Raw genomic sequence first — 19,083 nt, 5'->3', positions numbered from 1 at the left:
CCCTGCGTCGGCGGGTGCGCGGTGTCCCTGGTCCCCACCGCGCACCCGTCCTCCGGGACGAGAGGGACCTTCCGTGAGCAGCCGCAGGATCTCGACCGTGACCGTGGGGGGCGCTCGCGCTGACCGCCGTCATCCCGGCGACTGCGCCCGCATCGCCGCCATCTGGACGAAGTGACACGGCCGCGGACGATCTCCACGCGTCCGTCCGCAGGTGAGGCCCGGTTAAACCCCGAAGTTCGCAGGGTACGCCGTTGCGTGTTTCCGGCGTTCTACGCGACGCCGACACGGGGGAGCAATCGGGGGCACGATGCAAGCGTTCGTGATGAAGGGGATCGGACAGGTCGGCTTCATGGACAAACCCGTCCCGCGAGCCGGTCCCCTCGACGCCGTCGTCAGGACCACCACCGCCCTCATCTGCACCTCTGACTCCCACACCGTCGCCGGCGGCATCGGGCCACGGGAGAACCTCACCCTCGGCCACGAGGGCGTCGGCGTGGTGCACGAGGTGGGCAGCGAGGTGAAGATCTTCCGGCCGGGCGACCGCGTCCTGGCCGGCGCCATCACCCCCGACTGGGGCGATGTCGCCTCCCAGAACGGTCACCCGTCACAGTCCGGCGGACCGCTCGGCGGGTTCAAGTTCGCCAATTCCAAGGACGGCGTGTTCGCCGAGTACTTCCACGTCAACGAGGCCGACGCCAACCTGGCGAAGATCCCCGACGACGTCCCCGACGAGATGGCCGTCTACTGCGCCGACATGCTCTCCACCGGGTTCATGGGCGCGGAGAACGGCGACATCCCCATAGGCGGGACCGTCGCCGTGCTCGCCCAGGGCCCGGTGGGCCTCATGGCCACCGCGGGCGCCAGGCTGCGCGGCGCCGGCCTGGTCATCGGGGTCGAATCGGTGCCCGGCCGGCAGAAGCTCGCCCGCTACTACGGCGCCGACGAGATCGTCGACTTCACCACCGAGGACGTCGTCGAGCGCGTCCTCGACCTGACCGGGGGGCAGGGCGTGGACACCGCCATCGAAGCCCTCGGCGCGGACGGCACCTTCCAGACCGCCGTCAAGATCACCAGGCCGGGCGGGACCGTATCCAACACCGGCTACTACGGGGAAGGCGAGTTCGTGCGCATCCCCCGCGTCGAGTGGGGCGTCGGGATGGCCGACAAGACGATCGCGACCGGTCTGTGCCCGGGCGGCCGGCTGCGCATGGAACGGTTGCTGCGCATCCTGGCGAACAAACGGCTCGATCCGACCCACCTGACCACCCACACGTTCCGCTTCGACGAGATGGAGCGTGGCTTCGAGGTCTCGGACAAGAAACTCGACAACGTGGTGAAAGTGCTGATCACCTTCGCGTGACGGAAGCCGGTCCCGGACATGCTCGATCTCGATCCACCCTTTCGCCCGGTGCACCACCGCGACGGCTACCTGGCGCTGGAGGACCTGGGCCTCATCGGCGACGGCACGACGGCGGCGCTGGTCGGCGTCGACGGTTCGATCCCGTGGCTGTGCCTGCCCCGCTTCGACAGCGAGCCCCTGCTGTGCGGCCTGCTGGATCACGCGCGCGGCGGCCACTTCACGCTGACCGTGGACGACCTGCGCGAGGCCCGGCAGTTCTACGAGCCGGACACCGCGGTGCTGGTGACCGAGCTGCGCGGTCCGACCGGCCTGGTCCGGATCACCGACGCGCTGGCCCTGCGGGCCGGCGCCGACCTCAGCGACGACGCGGGCAGCGGCCGGTCCGAGCTCGTCCGGTCCGCGGTCGTCCGGTCCGGGACCGTGCGCCTGCGGGCGGAGCTGGAGCCGCGCGGTGGCGGGCAGGCGCGAAGCTCTCACAGCGGTCTGGAGGTGCGCGCCTCCCGGCACCCCGGCCTGCGGCTGCACCTGCGGTCCAACCGTCCGCTGACCGGCATGCGCACCGCGTACGACCTTCAGGAGGGTGACCGCCTCGACCTGGTGCTCTCCTGGGGACGCGTGCACCGCCACCACCGGTTCGACGCCGGGACGATGCTGCGGCAGACCGCCGAGGCCTGGCGGCGCTGGATGCGCAAGTGCAGCTACCGAGGCCCCCAGGAAGCGCTGGTCCGGCGCTCGGTGATCACGCTGAAGCTGTGCGACGACTGGGCCAACGGCTCGCTGGTCGCCGCGCCCACGTCCTCCTTGCCCGCGCCGATCGGCGGGGTGCGCAACTGGGACTACCGCTACACCTGGATCCGCGACGCCGCCTACGCCGTGTTCGCGCTGCGGCGCGTCGGCATCGGGGAGGAGGCCGACGCCTTTCTCGGCTGGATACTCGACGCCTTCGAGCAGAGCCGCCGTCCACGCATCATGTACACCCTCGGCGGCGACCCCGTACCGGAGGAGATCCACGACGCCGACCTGGAGGGCTACCGTCGCTCGGCGCCGGTGCGGTGGGGCAACGGCGCCGCCGACCAGCGCCAGCACGACGTCTACGGCGAGGTGCTGGACTGCGCCGACCAGTGGCTGCTCCCCGGCCGCGATCTCGAACCGGCACTGTGGTCCGGCCTGTCGGAGCTGGCCGAGGCCGCCGCGCACACGTGGTGGCAGCCGGACCAGGGCATCTGGGAGGTACGCAGCGAAGGCCGGGTCTTCACCTATTCGACCGGGATGTGCCAGGTGGCCCTGGACCGGGCCGCGGCCATCGGTGAGCGGCTCGGCCTGTCCGGGCCGATCGCCACCTGGCGCGCCACCGCCGAGAAGCTCCGCCGGCTCATCCTGGACCAGGCGTGGAACGAGGACACGCAGTGCCTGGGCGAGCACCTCGACGGTGGCGGCGGCCTGGACGCCAGCCTGCTGGCGCTGCCGCTGCGCAAGGTCATCCCGGCCTGCCATCCCCGCATGACGGCCACGACCGAGGCCATCGCCGAGCGCCTGTCGGCCGGTGACGGGCTGCTCTACCGCTACCTGCACGAGCACTCCCCCGACGGCCTGCCCGGCGATGAGGGCGCCTTCTTGCTGTGCAGCTTCTGGCTGGTCGACAACCTGATCCTGCAAGGCCACCAGGACCGGGCCGAGGACCTGTACGCGTCACTGTGCGCCCGCGCCAGCCCGGTCGGGCTGCTGCCCGAGCAGATCGACCCGTCCACGGGCGCGTTCATGGGCAACTTCCCGCAGGCGTTCAGCCACATCGGGATCATCGCCAGCGGCGTCAACCTCGCACGCATGAGAGCAGGAACCACATGATCAACCGACTCGTCGTCCTCGGCGCGACCGGCGACCTCAACGCCCGCTACCTCCTGCCGGCCCTGGTCGCCCTGCGCTCCGCCGGGCACCTCGGCGACGGGTTCGAGCTGACCTGCGCCGACCGGTCGGACTGGTCCGTCGAGGAGTTCCGTGACTGGGCGTCCGACCAGCTCGCCCGGCACGCCGCGGACCAGCCCGGCGAGGGCGTGCGGGCGATCGCCGGGTCCGTCCGGTACCGGCAGGCGGACGCCACCGACCCCGCCGACCTCGCCTCGCTCATCGCCGGTGAAGGGCCCGTCGCCCTCTATCTCGCCCTCCCACCGGCGATCTTCCCTGGCACGGTCGCCGCCCTGCGCGACGCGAACCTGCCGCCCGGCAGCCGGATCGCGCTGGAGAAGCCCTTCGGCGAGGACCTGGACAGCGCGGCGGAGCTGAACCGCCTGCTGGAGGCGGTCGTGCCAGAGCAGGCGGTGTTCCGGATCGACCACTTCCTGGCCATGACCACCGTCCAGAACGTGCTCGGCGGCCGGCTGGCCAACCGCGTGCTGGAGCCCATCTGGAACAGCGCGCACATCGACGAGGTGGAGATCGTCTGGGACGAGTGCCTCACGCTGGAAGGCAGAGCGGGCTACTACGACGGTGTCGGCGCGCTCAAGGACATGGTGCAGAATCACCTGCTGCAGTTGCTGTGCCTGGTGGCCATGGAACCACCGATCAGCATCGGCGAGCGTGAGCTGCGTGACCGGAAGGTCGATGTGCTGCGCTCGGTGCGGCCCTTCACCGAGCAGGACGTGCTCCGCCGCACCCGCCGCGCGCGCTACACGGCCGGCCGGGTCGGTGATCGCGTCGTGCCCACCTACACCGACGAGGAAGGCGTGGACCCGGGGCACCGCACCGAGACCTTCGCCGAGGTGGAGCTGGAGCTCGACAGCTGGCGCTGGTCGGGCACGACCTTCCGGCTTCGCAGCGGCAAAGCGCTCAGGAATGACCGCAAGGAGATCGCGGTACGCTTCCGGCCCGTGCCTCACCTGCCCTTCGGCCACGGCGAGGCACTGCCCAACATGCTGCGGTTCGGGCTCGACCCGGAGGGTTTCGCGCTGGATGTCACGGGCGTCGGTTCCCACGCCCAGACCCTTGTCCCGCTCACCCTGGCCGCCCAGATGGACGCACCCAGCCTGCCGGCCTACGGTCAGGTGCTGCTCGACATCCTGAGCGGGAACGCCACCCTGTCCATCCGCGGCGACGAGGCCGAAGAGGCTTGGCGTGTCCTCACACCCGTGCTGTCAGCCTGGTCGAAGGACCTCGTTCCGCTCCAGGAGTATCCGGCGGGATCCGACGGGCCCCCGAAGCAGCCAGGCCTGGTGGGACAACACGGGCAATCCGGCGATGACCGCTCTCTACCTGGAGCGTTTTCTCAACTACGGCCTCACCTCGGCGGAGCTCCAGTCGGGCCGGCCGATCATCGGCATCGCCCAGACGGGTAACGACCTGGTTCCCTGCGACCGGCACCATCTCGCCCTCGCCGACCGGGTCAAGGCCGGAATCCGTGACAGCGGCGGCATCCCGCTCGAGTTCCCCGTCCATCCCCTGCAGGAAACCGGCAACGTCCGGGCAACCCCCTCTTCGAGCTGCCCCATGTGATCGTCACACCTCATGCCGCCTACTACTCCGAGGAAGCCATCGGGACGGTGCGCCGCATCGCCGCCGAAGAGGCCGTACGGGTCCTGACGGGGCAACCGGCGCGTTTCCCGGTCAACGACGTGACCGTGGGCTCCCACTCCCCGAAGAGTCCATAGCGGGCGGCCCTCACCGCGATTTGCCGGATCAGCAAAGGCATTTGCCACGACGACGTGACCGCCCGCATAGTGTGCGCGGAGGTGGTCACGATGACCGAGCAGCTGAACGACAGCTATGACGTGGTGGTGGTCGGCGGCGGCGCCGCGGGGCTCAACGGGGCGCTGATGCTGGCGCGGGCCCGGCGGAGGGTGCTGGTGGTCGACGCGGGCAGCCCGCGCAACGCCCCGGCCGAAGGCGTGCACGGGCTGCTGGCCCGTGACGGCATGCCGCCGGGTGAGCTGCTGGAGCGCGGCCGGGCGGAGGTACGCCACTACGGCGGCCAGGTGGTGACCGGCGAGGTCGAGGCCGCGGTCCGCGACGACGACGGGTTCGGGGTGACGCTGACCGACGGCCGGACGGTCCGGGCGCGCCGCCTGCTGGTCACCACCGGGGTGGTGGACGAACTGCCCGACGTGGCGGGGCTGCGGGCCAGATGGGGCCGGGATGTCGTGCACTGCCCGTACTGCCACGGCTGGGAGGTCCGCGACCGGGCCATCGGCGTGCTGGCGAGCGGGCCGATGTCCGTGCACCAGGCGCTGCTGTTCCGGCAGTGGAGCGACGACGTCACGTACTTCACGCACACCATGCCCGCCCCCACCGGCGAGGACGCGGAGCGCCTGACCGCGCGCGGCATCAGGGTGGTGGAGGGCGAGGTCGCGTCCCTGGAGGTCGTCGAGGACCGCCTGGTGGGAGTACGGCTGAGCGACCGCACCCTGGTGAGCCGTGAGGTCCTGGCGGTGGCGTCCCGCATGGAGGCGCGGGCCGGTTTCCTGGCCACGCTCGGGCTGCGGCCCGTCGAACACCCGGGCGGCGCCGGTGAGCACATCCCCGCCGACGCGACCGGCCGCACCGAGGTGCCGGGGGTGTGGGTCGCGGGCAACGTCACCGACCTGGTCGCCCAGGTCGGCACCGTGGCGGCGGCGGGCGCCGGCGCGGCGGCCCAGATCAACGCCGACCTCGTCGCCGAGGAGACCCGCGAGGCGGTGGCCGCCCACCGCGAGCTCACCTCGGCCGGATCCCGCTGACACCGAAAGGAACGACTGTGTCCGAAACCTTCGACAAGGCGTACTGGGACGAGCACTACGACGGTCACGCCCCGGCCGGGGCCGGCGGGCCCAACCCCTACCTGCTGGCGGCGGCCCGGGACCTCACGCCCGGCACGGCCCTGGACGCGGGCTGCGGCGAGGGAGCCGAGGCCATCTGGCTCGCCGCGCACGGCTGGCAGGTGACGGCGGTGGACATCGCCGACACCGCCCTGCACCGGGCGCGCGAGCACGCCGCGGCCGCCGGCGTCACGACCGGGATCGACTGGATCCAGGCCGACCTGACCACGTGGACGCCCGCCGAAGAGCGCTTCGGCCTCGTCTGCTCCCACTACGTGCACCCGGCGGCGGCACCCGGCGACCTGTTCCGGCGGCTGGCGGCAGCGGTCGCGCCCGGCGGCACGCTGCTCCTCGTCGGCCACCACCCGTCGGACCACCACACCGCCACCACCCCTGAGGCCCACGTCGAGATCGGAGAGCTCGCCGCCGTCCTCGACCCCGGCCGATGGGACATCGCCGTCGCCGGGGACCGGTCCCGCGTCATGTCCCACGGCGGCCGCGAGATCCCCCTCCACGACACCGTCCTCCAGGCCCGCAGGCGCGGTCAGGCGGCGGGCGGGCGCCTCGGACGGTAGTGCAGGGAGACGATGCCCGAGGCGTAGGGCCTGGCCTCGGTCAGTTCCAGGTCCAGCCGGTTCAGGTCGCCGGGGAAGAGCTTGCGGCCCTCGCCGACGGCAACGGGGATCACGCGGAGCTGGAGCTCGTCGAGCAGGCCGGCGCGGATCAGCGAGCGGGCGAGAGACAGGCTGCCCCAGAGCATCATGTCCCCGCCCGGCTGCCGCTTGAGCGCGGCGACCTCCTCGGCCGCGTCGCCGCGCACCACCCGCGCCGCCTCCCAGTCACCCCACGGCGCCTCGTCCAGGGTGGCGGAGAAGACCACCTTGGGCAGGGTGTTCACCGTCTTGGCGACCGTCTCGTCGGCGGTGGGCCAGTATTGGACGAACATCCGGTACGTCTCTGCCCCCAGCAGGACGGTGTCCACGTCCGCCAGGATCCGGAGGTTGTCCTGGTCCACCTGGCTGTAGTCGGTCACGGACTCGAAGAAGCCGAGGTCCCCGTCGGGCCCGGCCACGTAGCCGTCGACCGAGACGAGCTCTTGGATGATGAGTTTGCGCACGTTTGATCAGACCACACCAGCCGACCGAAATCATCGGCCGGGCGGAGGAGAGTCAGATGTCGAGGGAGGTCTCGGGCTGCATGAGGCGGCGGGCGGCCTCGGTGATGGAGCCGGACAGCGATGGGTAGACCGCGAACGTGTGGGCGAGCTGGTCGACGGTAAGCCGCTGCTGCACCGCCACCGACACCGCCAGGATCAGCTCCGACGCCCGCGGCGCCACCACCACGCCGCCGAGCACGATCTGCGTGTTGGGGCGGCAGAACAACTTGACGAAGCCGTCGTTGAAGCCCTGCATCTTGGCCCGCGCGTTGGTGGCCAGCGGCAGCTTGACCACCTTGGCCTCGATCTCGCCCGCCTCGATGGCCCGCTGCGCCACGCCGACGGCGGCGATCTCCGGATCGGTGAAGATGTTGGACGCTACGGTGGCCAGCCGCAGCGGCTGCACGGCCTCGCCGAGCGCGTGCCAGACGGCGATGCGGCCCTGCATGGCGGCGACGGACGCGAGCATGAGCACGCCGGTGCAGTCGCCGGCCGCGTAGACGCCGGGCGCGGACGTGCGCGAGACCTTGTCGACCTTGATGAACCCGTGGTCGTCGAGCTGGACCCCGGCCTCCTCCAGGCCGATGCCGGAGGTGTTGGGGATCATGCCGACCGTCATCAGCGCGTGGGAGCCCTCGGCGGTGCGGCCGTCCTCCAGGGTCACGACCACGCCGTCGGCGGTGCGTTTGACGGAGGCGGCGCGGCTGCGGCCCATGACGTTCATGCCGCGGCGGCGGTAGACCTCTTCGAGCACCTCGGCGCCGTCGGCGTCCTCGTTGGGCATCATGCGGTCGCGGCTGGAGACCAGCGTGACCTCGGCGCCCAGCGAGCGGTAGGCGCCGGCGAACTCGGCGCCGGTGACGCCGGAGCCGATCACGATGAGGTGCTCGGGCAGCTTGTCGAGGTCGTAGAGCTGCCGCCAGGTGAGGATGCGCTCGCCGTCGGGCTCGGCGCCGGGCAGGATGCGGGGGGTCGCGCCGGTGGCCACCAGCACCACGTCGGCCCGGATCGTGCGGTCGCCGGCCTTGACCACCTGCGGGTCGACCAGCCGGCCCTGCCCCTTGATGATCTCCACGCCCTCGGCCTCGACCCTGGCCCCGATGTCGGCGGACTGGGCCTGGGCCAGCTCCTTGACCCGCTTGTTGACGAGGGGCAGGTCGACGTGGGCCACACCGACCTCGCCGTCGAGCCCGCCGTCGAAGCCGACGCCCAGCGACGGCGCGTCGAGCAGCGCCTGCTTGCGGACCGAGGTGGTGATCAGCGTCTTGGACGGCACGCAGTCGGTCAGCACGCACGCCCCGCCGGGACCGTCGCGCTCGATCATCGTGGTCTGCGCGCCTAGCTGGGCGGCCACCAGCGCCGCCTCGTAGCCGCCGGGTCCGCCACCGATGATCACGATCCTCGTCACGTACCTATTGTCCCGCATCCTCTGAGCTGCTGACGAACGGGGCGGCCACGGTCACGCTACTCTTGCATGCTGTGCCTGTTTACGCCGCCTACGGCAGCAACATGGACCCGGAGCAGATGGCCATGCGGGCCCCTCACTCTCCCGTGCGGGGCGTGGGCTGGCTGCCCGGCTGGCGCCTGACCTTCGGCGGGGAGACCCTGGGCTGGGAGGGCGCGCTCGCCACCATCGTGGAAGACCCGACGGATCACGTCTTCGTCGCCCTCTACGACGTGCCGGAGTTCGACGAGCAGTCCCTCGACCAGTGGGAGGGCGCGGCCCGCGGCCTCTACCACAAGGTCCGCCTGCGGGTGCAGACGCTCGACGGCGAGGTGGTGGCCTGGTTCTACGTCCTCGACGGCTACGAGGGCGGCCTGCCCTCGGCCCGCTATCTCGGCATCCTGGCCGACGCCGCCGAGCGCGCGGGAGCCCCCGACGACTACGTCAAGGAGCTGCGCGGACGCCCCTGCAAGTCACTCGGCGACTGACCCGGCGCATACCCCGACCCGCCCGGGTAGTGCAGACTCTCATCCAGGTCGTACCGGCCCGTTCAACCCTGGAGAAGAGATCATGACCCCTGCCGAACTCGAAGTCGCCGACCTGTGCGTGGAGCTGATCCGGGTCGACAGCAGCAACTACGGCGACGGCAGCGGCCCGGGCGAGCGGGCCGCCGCCGAGGTCGTCATGGCCAGGCTCGCGGAGGTCGGCATCGAAGCCACCTACCTGGAGAGCGCGCCCGGCAGGGGCAACGTGATCACCCGCGTCGAGGGCACTGACCCGTCGCTGCCCGCCCTGCTCGTGCACGGCCACCTGGACGTGGTCCCGGCCAACGCCGCAGACTGGACGGTCGACCCGTTCTCCGGCGAGGTGCGCGACGGCTACATCTGGGGCCGCGGCGCGGTCGACATGAAGGACATGGACGCCATGATGCTGGCCGTGCTGCGCCAGCTCACCCGCGACGGCCGCAGGCCCCGCCGCGACCTGGTGTTCGCCTGGCTGGCCGACGAGGAGGCCGGCGGCACCTTCGGCGCCAAGTACCTCACCAAGCACCACCCCGGCCTGTTCGAGGGCGTGACGGAGGCGATCAGCGAGGTCGGCGGCTACTCGCTGGAGGTCGCCCCGTCGCTGCGGCTCTACCTCATCGAGACGGCCCAGAAGGGGCTGGCCTGGATGAAGCTGGTGGCCGACGGCACCGCCGGCCACGGCTCCATGCTCAACTCCGACAACGCCGTCACCGAGGTCGCCAAGGCGGTGGCCAGGATCGGCTCGCACGACTGGCCGCTCGCCTACACCCCGACCGTGCGGCGCTTCCTCGTCGAGATCGCCGACGCGTACGGTCTGCCGTTCGACGAGGACGACCCGTCGGTGCTGCTCGACCGGCTCGGCCCGCTGGTGCGGTTCGTCGGCGCCACGCTCCGCCACACCGCCAACCCGACCCAGCTCGACGCCGGCTACAAGTCCAACGTCATCCCCGGCCAGGCCAGCGCCGTCATCGACGGCCGTTTCCTGCCGGGCTTCGAGGACGACTTCTTCAAGACGATCGACTCGCTGATCGGGCCGAAGGTGCGCCGCGAGTTCGTGCACCACGACATCGCGCTGGAGACGACGTTCGACGGCGCCCTGGTCGAGTCGATGATCGCGGCGCTCAAGGCCGAGGACCCCGCCGCGCGCGCGATCCCGTACTGCATGTCGGGCGGCACCGACAACAAGACGTTCTTCGCCGATCTCGACATCCGCGGGTTCGGGTTCGTGCCGCTGCGGCTGCCGGCCGGCATGGACTTCGCCTCGATGTTCCACGGCGTCGACGAGCGGGTGCCGGTCGACGCCCTCCAGTTCGGCGTGCGGGTGCTGGAGCGCCTCCTCCTAGACTACTGACTTGACATCCTCCCCGTGCTGAAGCACGGGGATTCCAGCCGCAATCACCCCACGAGGAGGAGGTCGCGTTGAGGTTCGCGGTGCACCGGCCCGGCAACCCGTGGCCCTTCCCGCGCAGACACGGCATGCCCTGCCGCGTGTGCGATGTTCCTGGCCGCGTTCACGTCAGCGTTGCAGGCGTATCCACACGATCGGCACCGGTAACGCGCTTGGCTCTCGCGCGCTTGCCGGTCCACGATCCCGCACGCCGAGCACCGCTGGCTCGTGTACGCGGGGTTGACCTTCACCACCCGTCCGGGCGCCTTGTCCTCGAGCCGTCGGACGAGACCGCCCCATGCGGCGGCCATGATCGACCGATTCAGTCCGGCTTTGGCGCGAACGTTCCGGCCGGGCGCCTCGACGGTGCCGCGCGCCGACCGGGTCATGTTACGAATCTTCAGGTCTTCGACGGCGATCACGTCGAACCGGCGCGCCACATCGGTGCTGACCTTCTCCACCCAGTCCTTGCGCCGGTCGCTCTCGCGCGCCTTCACGCGGGCGATGGCGGCCTTGACCTTGGCGCGCCGGTTCGATCCGCGCGTGGCCCTGGCGAGCTTGCGCAGCAGCCGCCGCAGGCGCGCCCTCTCCGCCTCACGCAGGCCGGGAGCGTGCAGCGTCTCCCCGGTCGACAGGGCGGCCGACACGGCCACACCCCGGTCCACGCCGACGACCTGACCCGTACCCGGCGCCGGGACGGGTGCGGGGACGGCGGCGAACGCCACATGCCAGCGACCCGCGCGGTCGCGGGTGACCCGATACGACTTCACCCCGTCAGGGACGGCGCGGGACCAGCGGAAACGGATCCAGCCCACCTTCGGGACCTTCACCTCGCCCACGTGCCGGGACAGGCGGCGCACGTCATCCGCTTTGACGGCGACGATCCGGAACCCCTCACCCCGCCCGCGCCTGCGCCATGTCGGACGCCTGTGGGTTCCGCCGAAGTAGTTGGCCATGGCTTGCGCGAAGTCCTTGAGCGCCTGCTGCTGGACGATGATCGACCCGACGCGCAACCACGCGGACTCCGCCCGCGCCTCGGTCAACTGGCGGCACTGCTCGGCGAACCCCGGCGCGGACCTGCGTCCCGGTTTCCAGCAAGCGTGCTGCTCAACCGCGAGATTTCACACATACCGGGCGTGCCCGCAATGCTCCAGCAGCGCCTGCTCCTGGGCAGGCGAAGGCTGGAGCCGGTAGCGGGACACGCCGATCAAACTACCGACCGCCACCGACAAAACCGGGAGACCATGATGTCCGGCCGTTCCGGCTTTCCTCCGTGCCCTGAAGGACGAGGCCTCCAGCCTCTAGGTATCCGGTGAACAACGACCCCTATTCCCTCGCCGGCGAGGCGGCCGCCGCTCTGAAGGCGGCCGCCGGTCTCGACACCTTCGACGTGGCCCTCGTGATGGGGTCGGGCTGGGTCCCGGCCGCCGACGCGATCGGGCAGGTGGTGGCCGAGGTCCCGTTCACCGACCTGCCCGGGTTCGCCGCCCCCGCCGTGGCGGGCCACGGCGGCCGCATCCGCGTCGTCCGCACCGACGCCGGCCGCCACGCGCTGATCTTCCTCGGGCGCAGTCACCTGTACGAGGGGCGCGGCGTCGACTCGGTGGTCCACGGCGTCCGCACCGCCGCGGCCGCCGGGATCCGCACGATCGTGCTGACCAACGCGGCCGGCGGGCTGCGGCCCGAGACGCAGCAGGTCGGCGACCCGGTGCTGATCAGCGACCACATCAACCTGACCGGCGCCAACCCGATCACCGGCACCACGTTCCTCGACCTGACCGAGGTCTACTCCAAGCGGCTGCGCGACCTCGTACGGGAGATCGACCCGAGCCTGTCCGAGGGCGTCTACGTCGCCTTCCGCGGCCCCACCTACGAGACGCCCGCCGAGATCCGGATGCTGCGCACGCTCGGCGGCGACCTGATCGGCATGTCCACCGTGCTGGAGGCCATCGCGGCCCGCGAGTCCGGGCTGGACGTGCTGGGCGTGTCGCTGGTCACCAACCCGGGCGCGGGCCTGGCGGGCGACCCGCTCGACCACGAGGAGGTGCTCCAGGTCGGGCGCGCCACCGCCGCCCGCATGGGGGTGCTGCTCGCGAAGGTGGTCGACCGGCTTTGACCTCTGTCGTGAGCATCGAGGATCGCGCCCGCGCCTGGCTGGCGCAGGACCCCGACCCCGACACCCGCGCCGAGCTGGCCGCGATGCTGGAGCGCGGCGACGCCGAGGGGCTGCGCGACCGGTTCGGGGCCAAGCTGGAGTTCGGCACCGCGGGGCTCCGCGGCGAGCTGGGCGCCGGGCCCAACCGGATGAACCGCGTCACCGTCATGCGCGCCGCCGCCGGGCTGGCCCGGGTGCTCGGCCCCGGCAGGCACGTGGTGATCGGTTACGACGCCCGCCACAAGTCCGACGTGTTCGCCCGCGACACGGCCGCCGTGCTGGAGGGCGCCGGGCTGCGCGCCTCCGTGCTGCCGCGCCCGCTGCCGACCCCGGTGCTCGCCTTCGCGGTCCGCCGTCTGGGCGCCGACGCGGGCGTGACGGTCACGGCCAGCCACAACCCGCCCCGCGACAACGGCTACAAGGTCTACTGGGGCGACGGCTCGCAGATCGTGCCGCCGATCGACGCCGAGATCTCGGCCGCGATCGACGCCGTGGAGTCCGTCTCCGAGCTGCCGCTCGGCGGCCCGGGGACCCTTCTGGACGATTCCATCGTCGACGCCTACATCGAGGCCGTCACCGCGCTGCCGCTGGGCGACGCCCGTGACCTGCGGGTCGCCTACACGCCGCTGCACGGCGTCGGCGCGGCCACGCTCGCGCGGGCCTTCGAGGCCGCCGGGTTCGAGCCTCCGCTGCCCGTGGAGGAGCAGCGCGAGCCCGACCCCGACTTCCCGACCGTGGCCTTCCCCAACCCGGAGGAGCCGGGCGCGATGGACCTCGCCGTCGCCCTGGCCGCCAAGACCGGCGCCGACCTGGTGCTGGCCAACGACCCCGACGCCGACCGGTGCGCGGTGGGCGTCCCGCTGCCCGGCGGCGGCTGCCGCATGCTCACCGGCGACGAGGTGGGCGGCCTGCTCGCCGAACACGTCATCACCCACACCTCGGGCGAGCGCATGGTGGCCACCACGATCGTCTCCTCGACGCTGCTCGGCAAGATCGCCAGCACGCACGGCGTCGGTTACGGCGAGACCCTGACCGGCTTCAAGTGGATCATCAAGGCCGGTCCCGGCCTGGTCTTCGGCTACGAGGAAGCCATCGGCTACAGCGTCGGCGGCGTCGCGGGGCTGCCGGTGCACGACAAGGACGGCATCGGCGCCGCCCTCACTGTGGCGGCCATCGCCGCCGGCGCCAAGCGCGCCGGCCGCACGCTGCTGGACCTCCTCGACGACCAGGCCCGCCGCTACGGCCTGCACGCCACGGCCCAGTTGTCCTTCCGGGTGAGCGACCTGGCCCTCATCACGGAGGCCATGACCCGCCTCCGCGCCACCCCGCCGTCCCGGCTCGGCGGCCGTGAGGTGACCCGGATCGACGACCTGAGCCGCGGCGACGGCGGCCTACCCCCGACGGACGGCCTGCGCTTCCTGCTGTCGGGCGACGCCCGCGTGGTGGTCCGGCCCTCCGGCACCGAACCCAAGCTCAAGTGCTACCTGGAGGTGGTCGTCCCGGTCACGGACGAGGTCACGCCCGCCCGCGCCCGCGCCTCCCAGGACCTGGAAACCCTGAAAGCCGACCTGACCACCGTCCTGCGGCTCTGACTCCACCACCGACAGGACCAAATCTGGACCTACCAGATGTGGACCTACCAGATTTGGTCCTGTCGACTCAGTTGGTCTCATCCGTGAGACCAATCTCCGGCATGGGCTCATCGATTCACTTCTTGAGACCAAACTTCTTGTTAGTCTCACCGATGAGACCAACAGGAGGCGCAGTGGAGCCCTTCATCGGCAGACAGCGGGAACTCGCCGTTCTCGGGCGTGCGCTGGAGAAGTGCCGCGCCAGCAGGACCGGACGCCCCGGTCGCGCGCTGCTCGTCCGGGGCCGCCGCCGGGTGGGCAAGTCGCGACTGGCGGAGGAGTTCATCCGGCAGGCCGGCGTGCCGTACGTGTTCTACACGGCGACCGGCCAGACCCTGAGCACCGAACTGCGCACCTTCACCGACGAGGTGCGGGCGAGCGACCTCCCCGCCGCCTCGGTCTTCGACGAGCGCGAGCCGGAGTCCTGGCACGACGCCCTGATCCTGCTGGCCCGTGCCCTGCCCGAGGACGCGCCGAGCATCGTCGTCATCGACGAGCTTCCGTACCTCATCAAGGCGGATCCCACGCTGGAGGGCGTGCTGCAGAAGGTCTTCGACCGGGAGTTCTCCCGGCGGCCGGTGCTGCTGCTCCTCATCGGCTCCGACCTGTCGATGATGGAGGCGATCAACACCTACGACCGGCCCTTCTATCAGCGGGCGGCCGATTTCCTGGTCGATCCCCTCACTCCCCGCGACGTCGGGAAGGCTCTGGGGCTGCCGGCGGCGGAGGCGTTCGACGCCCATCTGGTGTCCGGCGGCCTGCCCCTGGTCTGCGAGGAGTGGCCCGAGGGCGGCTCGCTCTGGGACTACCTGCGGGAGGCGGTCAACGACCCGCTCTCCGCTCTGATCGTCAGCGGGGAGCGGGCTCTGGACGCGGAGTTCCCGCCGGAGGCGCATGCCCGTCAGGTCCTCACCGCGATCGGGTCCGGGCAGCGTACGCACGCGAACATCGCCGCCGCCGCTCAGGGCATGTCCCGTGCCACCATGAACCGCGCCCTCCAGGTGCTGCTGGAGAAACGGATGATCGCCGTCGAGCGCCCGCTGTCCACACGCCCGTCACGGGAAACGCGTTACCACGTGGTCGACTCACATCTGCGCTTCTGGATCCCGTTCATCGGGACCCGGCTGACGGTCATCGAGCGGGGCCGGGGTGACCAGGTGCTGGAGCACATCCGCCGGTGCTGGACGTCCTGGCGGGGGATGGCCGTGGAGCCCGTCGTCCGGGAGTCGCTGCGGCGCATGGACGGCCTGCCCGAGGAGACGGGCGCCGTGGGCGGTTACTGGACGCGGACCAATGACCCGGAGATCGATCTGGTCGGCGCCGACCGGGAGCCGGTGGCCAAGCGGGTCACCCTGCTGGGGTCGATCAAGTGGCTGGAGAACCGGCCGTTCGACCACCACGACCTGACTGAACTGATCGTGCACCGGTCGAAGATGCCCGGCGCCGACGCCGACACACCGCTGTACGCGGTCTCCCGGGCGGGGTGCACCGTGGACGGGGTCCGGCACGTCACACCGGAAGAGCTCATCGAGGCGTGGCGCTGAGCTTGGACTTTGGTCTCATCCGTGAGACCAAAGTCGGCGCGAGGTCTCACGGATTCACTTCGTGAGACCAAATTTTTCGTTGGTCTCATCCGTGAGATCAAACCGCGGGCACCCGCGCTGCCACTCTAGGCAATAAGGCTTTTGTCCTTTATCGTGCGGAACATCGGATCCACCGAACGTTCGGTAGGCTACATGACCACCCTCTCCACCTATCTCACCGATCGCCACGCCGACGCCGGCCTGCGCATCAGGACGGCGGCGGTGCTGCTGTTCGCCCGCCAGGGGTACGCGGCCACGACCATCCGCGACCTCGCCCGTACCGTCGGCATGACGAACGCCGGCATCTACCACCACGTCACCAGCAAGGAAGCCCTCCTCGCCGACCTGCTCTTATCCGGGCACCGCGGGCTCATCGAGGCCGCGGAGCGGGTGCTCGACGGGGTGAAGGACGCCGCCGAGCGGCTGGCCCTGCTGATCAGCTCGCTCACCGCCATCCACGCGCTGAACCCGATGACCACCCGCGTCATGGACGGCGAGCTGCGCGCCCTCACCCCCGGCTCCGCAGCCCTGGCCGAGGTCATCGCGCTGCGCGACGCGTACGAGGATCTCTGGCGGGGGGCGGTGGCCGACGGGGTCGGCGAGGGCGTCTTCCACGTCGCCGACCAGAAGCTGACCCGGCTCGCGCTCATGACCATGTGCACCGGCACCAGCGAGTGGTACCGCCCGGACGGCGACTCGACGCTGGAGCAGGTGTGCGCGGAGTTCGTGGCCATCGGGCTGGCGGCCGTCCGCGCCCCGGCCCGCCCACTGCCGATCGCCGACTTCTCCCTGTTGCCCGAACTGCCCTGGGAGCCGCCCCGTGACTGATCCGTACCGAACGATCCCCGAGCTGGTCCGCCACGCCGCGCAGCGGTACGGCGGACGCGAGTTCCTGCGTTTCCCCGAGGCGTCACTCAGCTTCGCCGAGGCGGACGCCGAGTCCGACCGGCTGGCCGGGGCGCTGGCCGCGAAGGGCGTCCGCCCGGGCGACCGGGTGGCGATCATGATGGAGAACGTCCCCGGCTGGCCCCTCAGCTGGCTGGCCGTGCTCAAGGCGGGGGCGATCACCGTGCCGGTCAACGTCCGCTACCGGGCCGCCGACCTGGAGCACGTGCTGCGCGACTCGGGCGCGGTGGTGACGCTGACGACGCCGGAGCACGTCCCGCACATCCCCGGTCCCGCGTACACGCTGGACGCGCTGGCCGGCCCGGCCGTCCCGCCCGACATCTCGCCGGGCGCGGACGATATCGCGAATTTTCAGTACACCTCGGGGACCACCGGCTTCCCCAAGGCCTGCCTGCTCACCCACGACTACTGGATCCGCTGCGCCCGGATCGTCGCCGACCACGTACGGCTCCGCGACGACGACGTCATGATCATCGCGCAGGCGTACTCCTACATGGACCCGCAGTGGACCACGCTGATGTGCCTGATCGGCGGCATCCCGCACGTGGTGCTCCCCCGCTTCTCCGCCTCCGGCTTCTGGCCCGCCGTCCGCGAGCACGGCGCGACGCTCACGTACGTGCTCGGCACGATGCCGCTGCTCCTGCACAAGCAGCCGCCGTACCCGCTCGACCGGGAGAACCGCATGCGCCTGGTCCTGTGCTCCGGCATCGCCCCAAACCTGCACCGCACGTTCGAGGAACGGTGGGGCGCGCCCTGGCGGGAGCTGTACGGGTCCACCGAGAGCGGCCCCGACCTGCTCGCCGCCGTGGACGCCGCCGACACGGTGGGCACCGGCGCCATGGGCCTGCCCCCGGACGGCAAGGAGGTCAAGATCGACGAGAGTACGGGCGAGATCCTGGTCCGCGGCACGCCGATGATGAAGGGCTACTGGAACCACCCGGAAGCCACCGCCGAGGCCCTCCGCGGCGGCTGGTACCACACCGGCGACCTGGGCTTCCAGGACGAGCACGGCTACATCCACCACTCCGGCCGGCTGAAGGACATGGTGCGCAGGGGCGGCGAGAACATCTCCTGCGCCGAGGTCGAACGCGTGCTCGGCGAGCACCCCGCCGTCCTGAACACCGCCGTCGTGCCCGTGCCCGACGACCTGTGGGGCGAGCTGCCCAAGGCGTTCGTCCAGCTCAGGCCGGACCATCCGGCCTCCAGGGAGACGGCCGTGAGCCTGGCCGAACACGCGCGGGAACGCCTGGCCCGCTTCAAGGTCCCCGCTTTTGTGGAGTTCGTGGACGGCTTCCGGCTCACCCCGTCCGCCCGCGTCGAGAAGCGCCACCTGCTCCGCCCCGACCAGCGTGCCGGAGCGTTCGCCGTCGAAGCCGTCGAAGCCGTCGAAGCCGTCGAAGCCGTCGAAGAGGAGAGATCATGATTGACATCACGGTCCGCGACGAGGTCGCCGTCATCACCCTGAACCGTCCCGAGAAGCTCAACGCCCTCACCGAAGGCATGCGCCGGGACCTCGCGGCGGCCGTACGCGCCCACGGCGACGGCTCGGCCCGGGGCATCGTGGTGACGGGCACCGGGCGGGCGTTCTCGTCCGGCGAGGACATCAACCAGGCCGTCGACCGGTCGCTGCTCGACGAGGTCGAACTGTTCCACGACCTGACCAGGGCCGTCCTGGAGGCCCGGGTGCCCGTGGTGGCCGCGGTCAACGGCCTGTCCGTGGGCGGCGCCGCCGAGTGGACGCTCTGCTTCGACGCCCGCGTCGGCACCCCCGGCGCCGAGTACTTCTGGCCGGAGAACCACATCGGCCTGTCGGTCTCCAACGCGTCGAGCCTGCTGCTGAGCCGCCTCGTCGGCGGCGGGCGGGCGCTCCGGCTGGTGCTGGACTCGTCCCGGATCAGCGCGGAGGAGGCACAGCGGCTCGGCATCCTCGATGAGATCGTCGCCCCCGACGCCCTCCTGGACACCGCCATCGGCCTCGTCCACCGCTGGACCCTCCCCGGCACGGCCACCGGAGTCCACCTCCGCCTCCTGCGCCCGTCCCTGGAGGAGGTGGAGCGCGCCTTCGCGGCGGAGACGGAGGCGGCCAAGGAGGTCGAAGGCTCCGGCATCGCCAAGGCCGGCATGGACCGCTTCGTCAACCGCGACCGCTGACC

18 protein-coding genes and 1 pseudogene are annotated in these 19,083 nt (G+C 71.4%); 15 read left to right on the top strand and 4 right to left on the bottom strand.

Annotation, left to right across the window (positions count from 1 at the left end; all coding sequences use genetic code 11):
* Positions 1-349: 349 nt before the first annotated feature.
* From AB0K05_RS01120 to AB0K05_RS01090, 7 genes are all read left to right on the top strand, one after another.
* On the top strand, positions 350-1,360 hold the full coding sequence (locus AB0K05_RS01120) for an NAD(P)-dependent alcohol dehydrogenase (protein WP_364225450.1): 1,011 nt from the start codon (positions 350-352) through the stop codon (positions 1,358-1,360).
* Between the two features lie 48 nt (positions 1,361-1,408).
* Entirely contained in the window at positions 1,409-3,205 is a 1,797-nt protein-coding gene (locus AB0K05_RS01115; protein ID WP_271278648.1) for a glycoside hydrolase family 15 protein, read from the top strand.
* Positions 3,202-4,689, top strand: coding sequence for a glucose-6-phosphate dehydrogenase (locus AB0K05_RS01110; protein WP_271278647.1), 1,488 nt, complete (start codon positions 3,202-3,204; stop codon positions 4,687-4,689). Before AB0K05_RS01115 ends, AB0K05_RS01110 begins: the two co-directional genes overlap by 4 nt.
* Positions 4,592-4,846, top strand: a complete 255-nt coding sequence (locus tag AB0K05_RS01105; protein WP_148036958.1) for a dihydroxy-acid dehydratase — start codon at positions 4,592-4,594, stop codon at positions 4,844-4,846. The genes AB0K05_RS01110 and AB0K05_RS01105 overlap by 98 nt, the downstream gene beginning before the upstream one ends.
* A complete protein-coding gene (locus AB0K05_RS01100) occupies positions 4,843-5,001 on the top strand; it encodes a hypothetical protein (protein WP_271278646.1) in 159 nt (52 codons plus the stop codon). Before AB0K05_RS01105 ends, AB0K05_RS01100 begins: the two co-directional genes overlap by 4 nt.
* A gap of 90 nt (positions 5,002-5,091) precedes the next feature.
* Entirely contained in the window at positions 5,092-6,066 is a 975-nt protein-coding gene (locus AB0K05_RS01095; protein ID WP_364225444.1) for an NAD(P)/FAD-dependent oxidoreductase, read from the top strand.
* Between the two features lie 17 nt (positions 6,067-6,083).
* The gene (locus AB0K05_RS01090) at positions 6,084-6,719 is read left to right on the top strand and encodes a methyltransferase domain-containing protein (RefSeq protein ID WP_364225441.1); all 636 of its coding nucleotides are present in this window, start codon (positions 6,084-6,086) and stop codon (positions 6,717-6,719) included.
* Here AB0K05_RS01090 and AB0K05_RS01085 read toward each other — a convergent pair.
* Together AB0K05_RS01085 and AB0K05_RS01080 are read right to left on the bottom strand one after the other, a co-directional pair.
* Positions 6,689-7,261: a dihydrofolate reductase family protein gene (locus tag AB0K05_RS01085; protein WP_219543662.1), complete on the bottom strand. Its 573-nt coding sequence runs from the start codon at positions 7,259-7,261 to the stop codon at positions 6,689-6,691. The genes AB0K05_RS01090 and AB0K05_RS01085 overlap by 31 nt on opposite strands.
* A 52-nt stretch (positions 7,262-7,313) precedes the next feature.
* Positions 7,314-8,708: an NAD(P)H-quinone dehydrogenase gene (locus tag AB0K05_RS01080; protein WP_148036954.1), complete on the bottom strand. Its 1,395-nt coding sequence runs from the start codon at positions 8,706-8,708 to the stop codon at positions 7,314-7,316.
* A 71-nt stretch (positions 8,709-8,779) separates the two neighbouring features.
* On the opposite strand from AB0K05_RS01080, the gene AB0K05_RS01075 reads away from it, so the two are divergent.
* A complete protein-coding gene (locus tag AB0K05_RS01075) occupies positions 8,780-9,232 on the top strand; it encodes a gamma-glutamylcyclotransferase (RefSeq protein ID WP_148036953.1) in 453 nt (150 codons plus the stop codon).
* Between the two features lie 82 nt (positions 9,233-9,314).
* Entirely contained in the window at positions 9,315-10,619 is a 1,305-nt protein-coding gene (locus AB0K05_RS01070) for a M20/M25/M40 family metallo-hydrolase (RefSeq protein WP_364225436.1), read from the top strand.
* A 44-nt stretch (positions 10,620-10,663) separates the two neighbouring features.
* On the opposite strand, the pseudogene AB0K05_RS01065 reads toward AB0K05_RS01070, so the two are convergent.
* Both AB0K05_RS01065 and AB0K05_RS01060 read right to left on the bottom strand, forming a co-directional pair.
* Positions 10,664-11,704: pseudogene (locus tag AB0K05_RS01065) on the bottom strand (transposase); the annotation flags it as partial.
* A 72-nt stretch (positions 11,705-11,776) separates the two neighbouring features.
* Positions 11,777-11,857, bottom strand: coding sequence for a helix-turn-helix domain-containing protein (locus AB0K05_RS01060; protein WP_364226701.1), 81 nt, complete (start codon positions 11,855-11,857; stop codon positions 11,777-11,779).
* A gap of 110 nt (positions 11,858-11,967) precedes the next feature.
* Here AB0K05_RS01060 and AB0K05_RS01055 point away from each other — a divergent pair, with 110 nt between their 5' ends.
* From AB0K05_RS01055 to AB0K05_RS01030, 6 genes are all read left to right on the top strand, one after another.
* Complete coding sequence (locus tag AB0K05_RS01055; RefSeq protein WP_364225433.1) at positions 11,968-12,771, top strand: purine-nucleoside phosphorylase; 804 nt, start codon at positions 11,968-11,970, stop codon at positions 12,769-12,771.
* A gap of 8 nt (positions 12,772-12,779) precedes the next feature.
* Positions 12,780-14,402: a phospho-sugar mutase gene (locus tag AB0K05_RS01050; protein ID WP_271278900.1), complete on the top strand. Its 1,623-nt coding sequence runs from the start codon at positions 12,780-12,782 to the stop codon at positions 14,400-14,402.
* A 173-nt stretch (positions 14,403-14,575) separates the two neighbouring features.
* Positions 14,576-15,985: a DUF234 domain-containing protein gene (locus AB0K05_RS01045; protein ID WP_364225430.1), complete on the top strand. Its 1,410-nt coding sequence runs from the start codon at positions 14,576-14,578 to the stop codon at positions 15,983-15,985.
* Between the two features lie 192 nt (positions 15,986-16,177).
* Entirely contained in the window at positions 16,178-16,852 is a 675-nt protein-coding gene (locus AB0K05_RS01040) for a TetR/AcrR family transcriptional regulator (RefSeq protein ID WP_271278902.1), read from the top strand.
* Positions 16,845-18,353 (top strand): AMP-binding protein, encoded by a 1,509-nt coding sequence (locus AB0K05_RS01035; protein ID WP_364225427.1) that lies wholly within the window; start codon positions 16,845-16,847, stop codon positions 18,351-18,353. Before AB0K05_RS01040 ends, AB0K05_RS01035 begins: the two co-directional genes overlap by 8 nt.
* Complete coding sequence (locus AB0K05_RS01030) at positions 18,350-19,081, top strand: enoyl-CoA hydratase/isomerase family protein (RefSeq protein WP_271278904.1); 732 nt, start codon at positions 18,350-18,352, stop codon at positions 19,079-19,081. The genes AB0K05_RS01035 and AB0K05_RS01030 overlap by 4 nt, the downstream gene beginning before the upstream one ends.
* Positions 19,082-19,083 lie beyond the last annotated feature (2 nt).

It is taken from the genome of Nonomuraea sp. NPDC049486 (genome assembly GCF_040676925.1).
GTDB classification, from domain to species: domain Bacteria; phylum Actinomycetota; class Actinomycetes; order Streptosporangiales; family Streptosporangiaceae; genus Nonomuraea; species Nonomuraea ferruginea.
Note: the sequence above shows the minus strand (reverse complement) of the source record. Positions and strands in the feature narration are given on the sequence as shown.

What these genes read in the sequence shown, in the direction of transcription:
- AB0K05_RS01120 (WP_364225450.1), top strand. Translation starts at nt 350, where the DNA reads ATGGACAAACCCGTCCCGCGAGCCGGTCCCCTCGACGCCGTCGTCAGG.
- AB0K05_RS01110 (WP_271278647.1), top strand. Translation starts at nt 3,202, where the DNA reads ATGATCAACCGACTCGTCGTCCTCGGCGCGACCGGCGACCTCAACGCC.
- AB0K05_RS01105 (WP_148036958.1), top strand. Translation starts at nt 4,592, where the DNA reads ATGACCGCTCTCTACCTGGAGCGTTTTCTCAACTACGGCCTCACCTCG.
- AB0K05_RS01095 (WP_364225444.1), top strand. Translation starts at nt 5,092, where the DNA reads ATGACCGAGCAGCTGAACGACAGCTATGACGTGGTGGTGGTCGGCGGC.
- AB0K05_RS01070 (WP_364225436.1), top strand. Translation starts at nt 9,315, where the DNA reads ATGACCCCTGCCGAACTCGAAGTCGCCGACCTGTGCGTGGAGCTGATC.
- AB0K05_RS01040 (WP_271278902.1), top strand. Translation starts at nt 16,178, where the DNA reads ATGACCACCCTCTCCACCTATCTCACCGATCGCCACGCCGACGCCGGC.
- AB0K05_RS01030 (WP_271278904.1), top strand. Translation starts at nt 18,350, where the DNA reads ATGATTGACATCACGGTCCGCGACGAGGTCGCCGTCATCACCCTGAAC.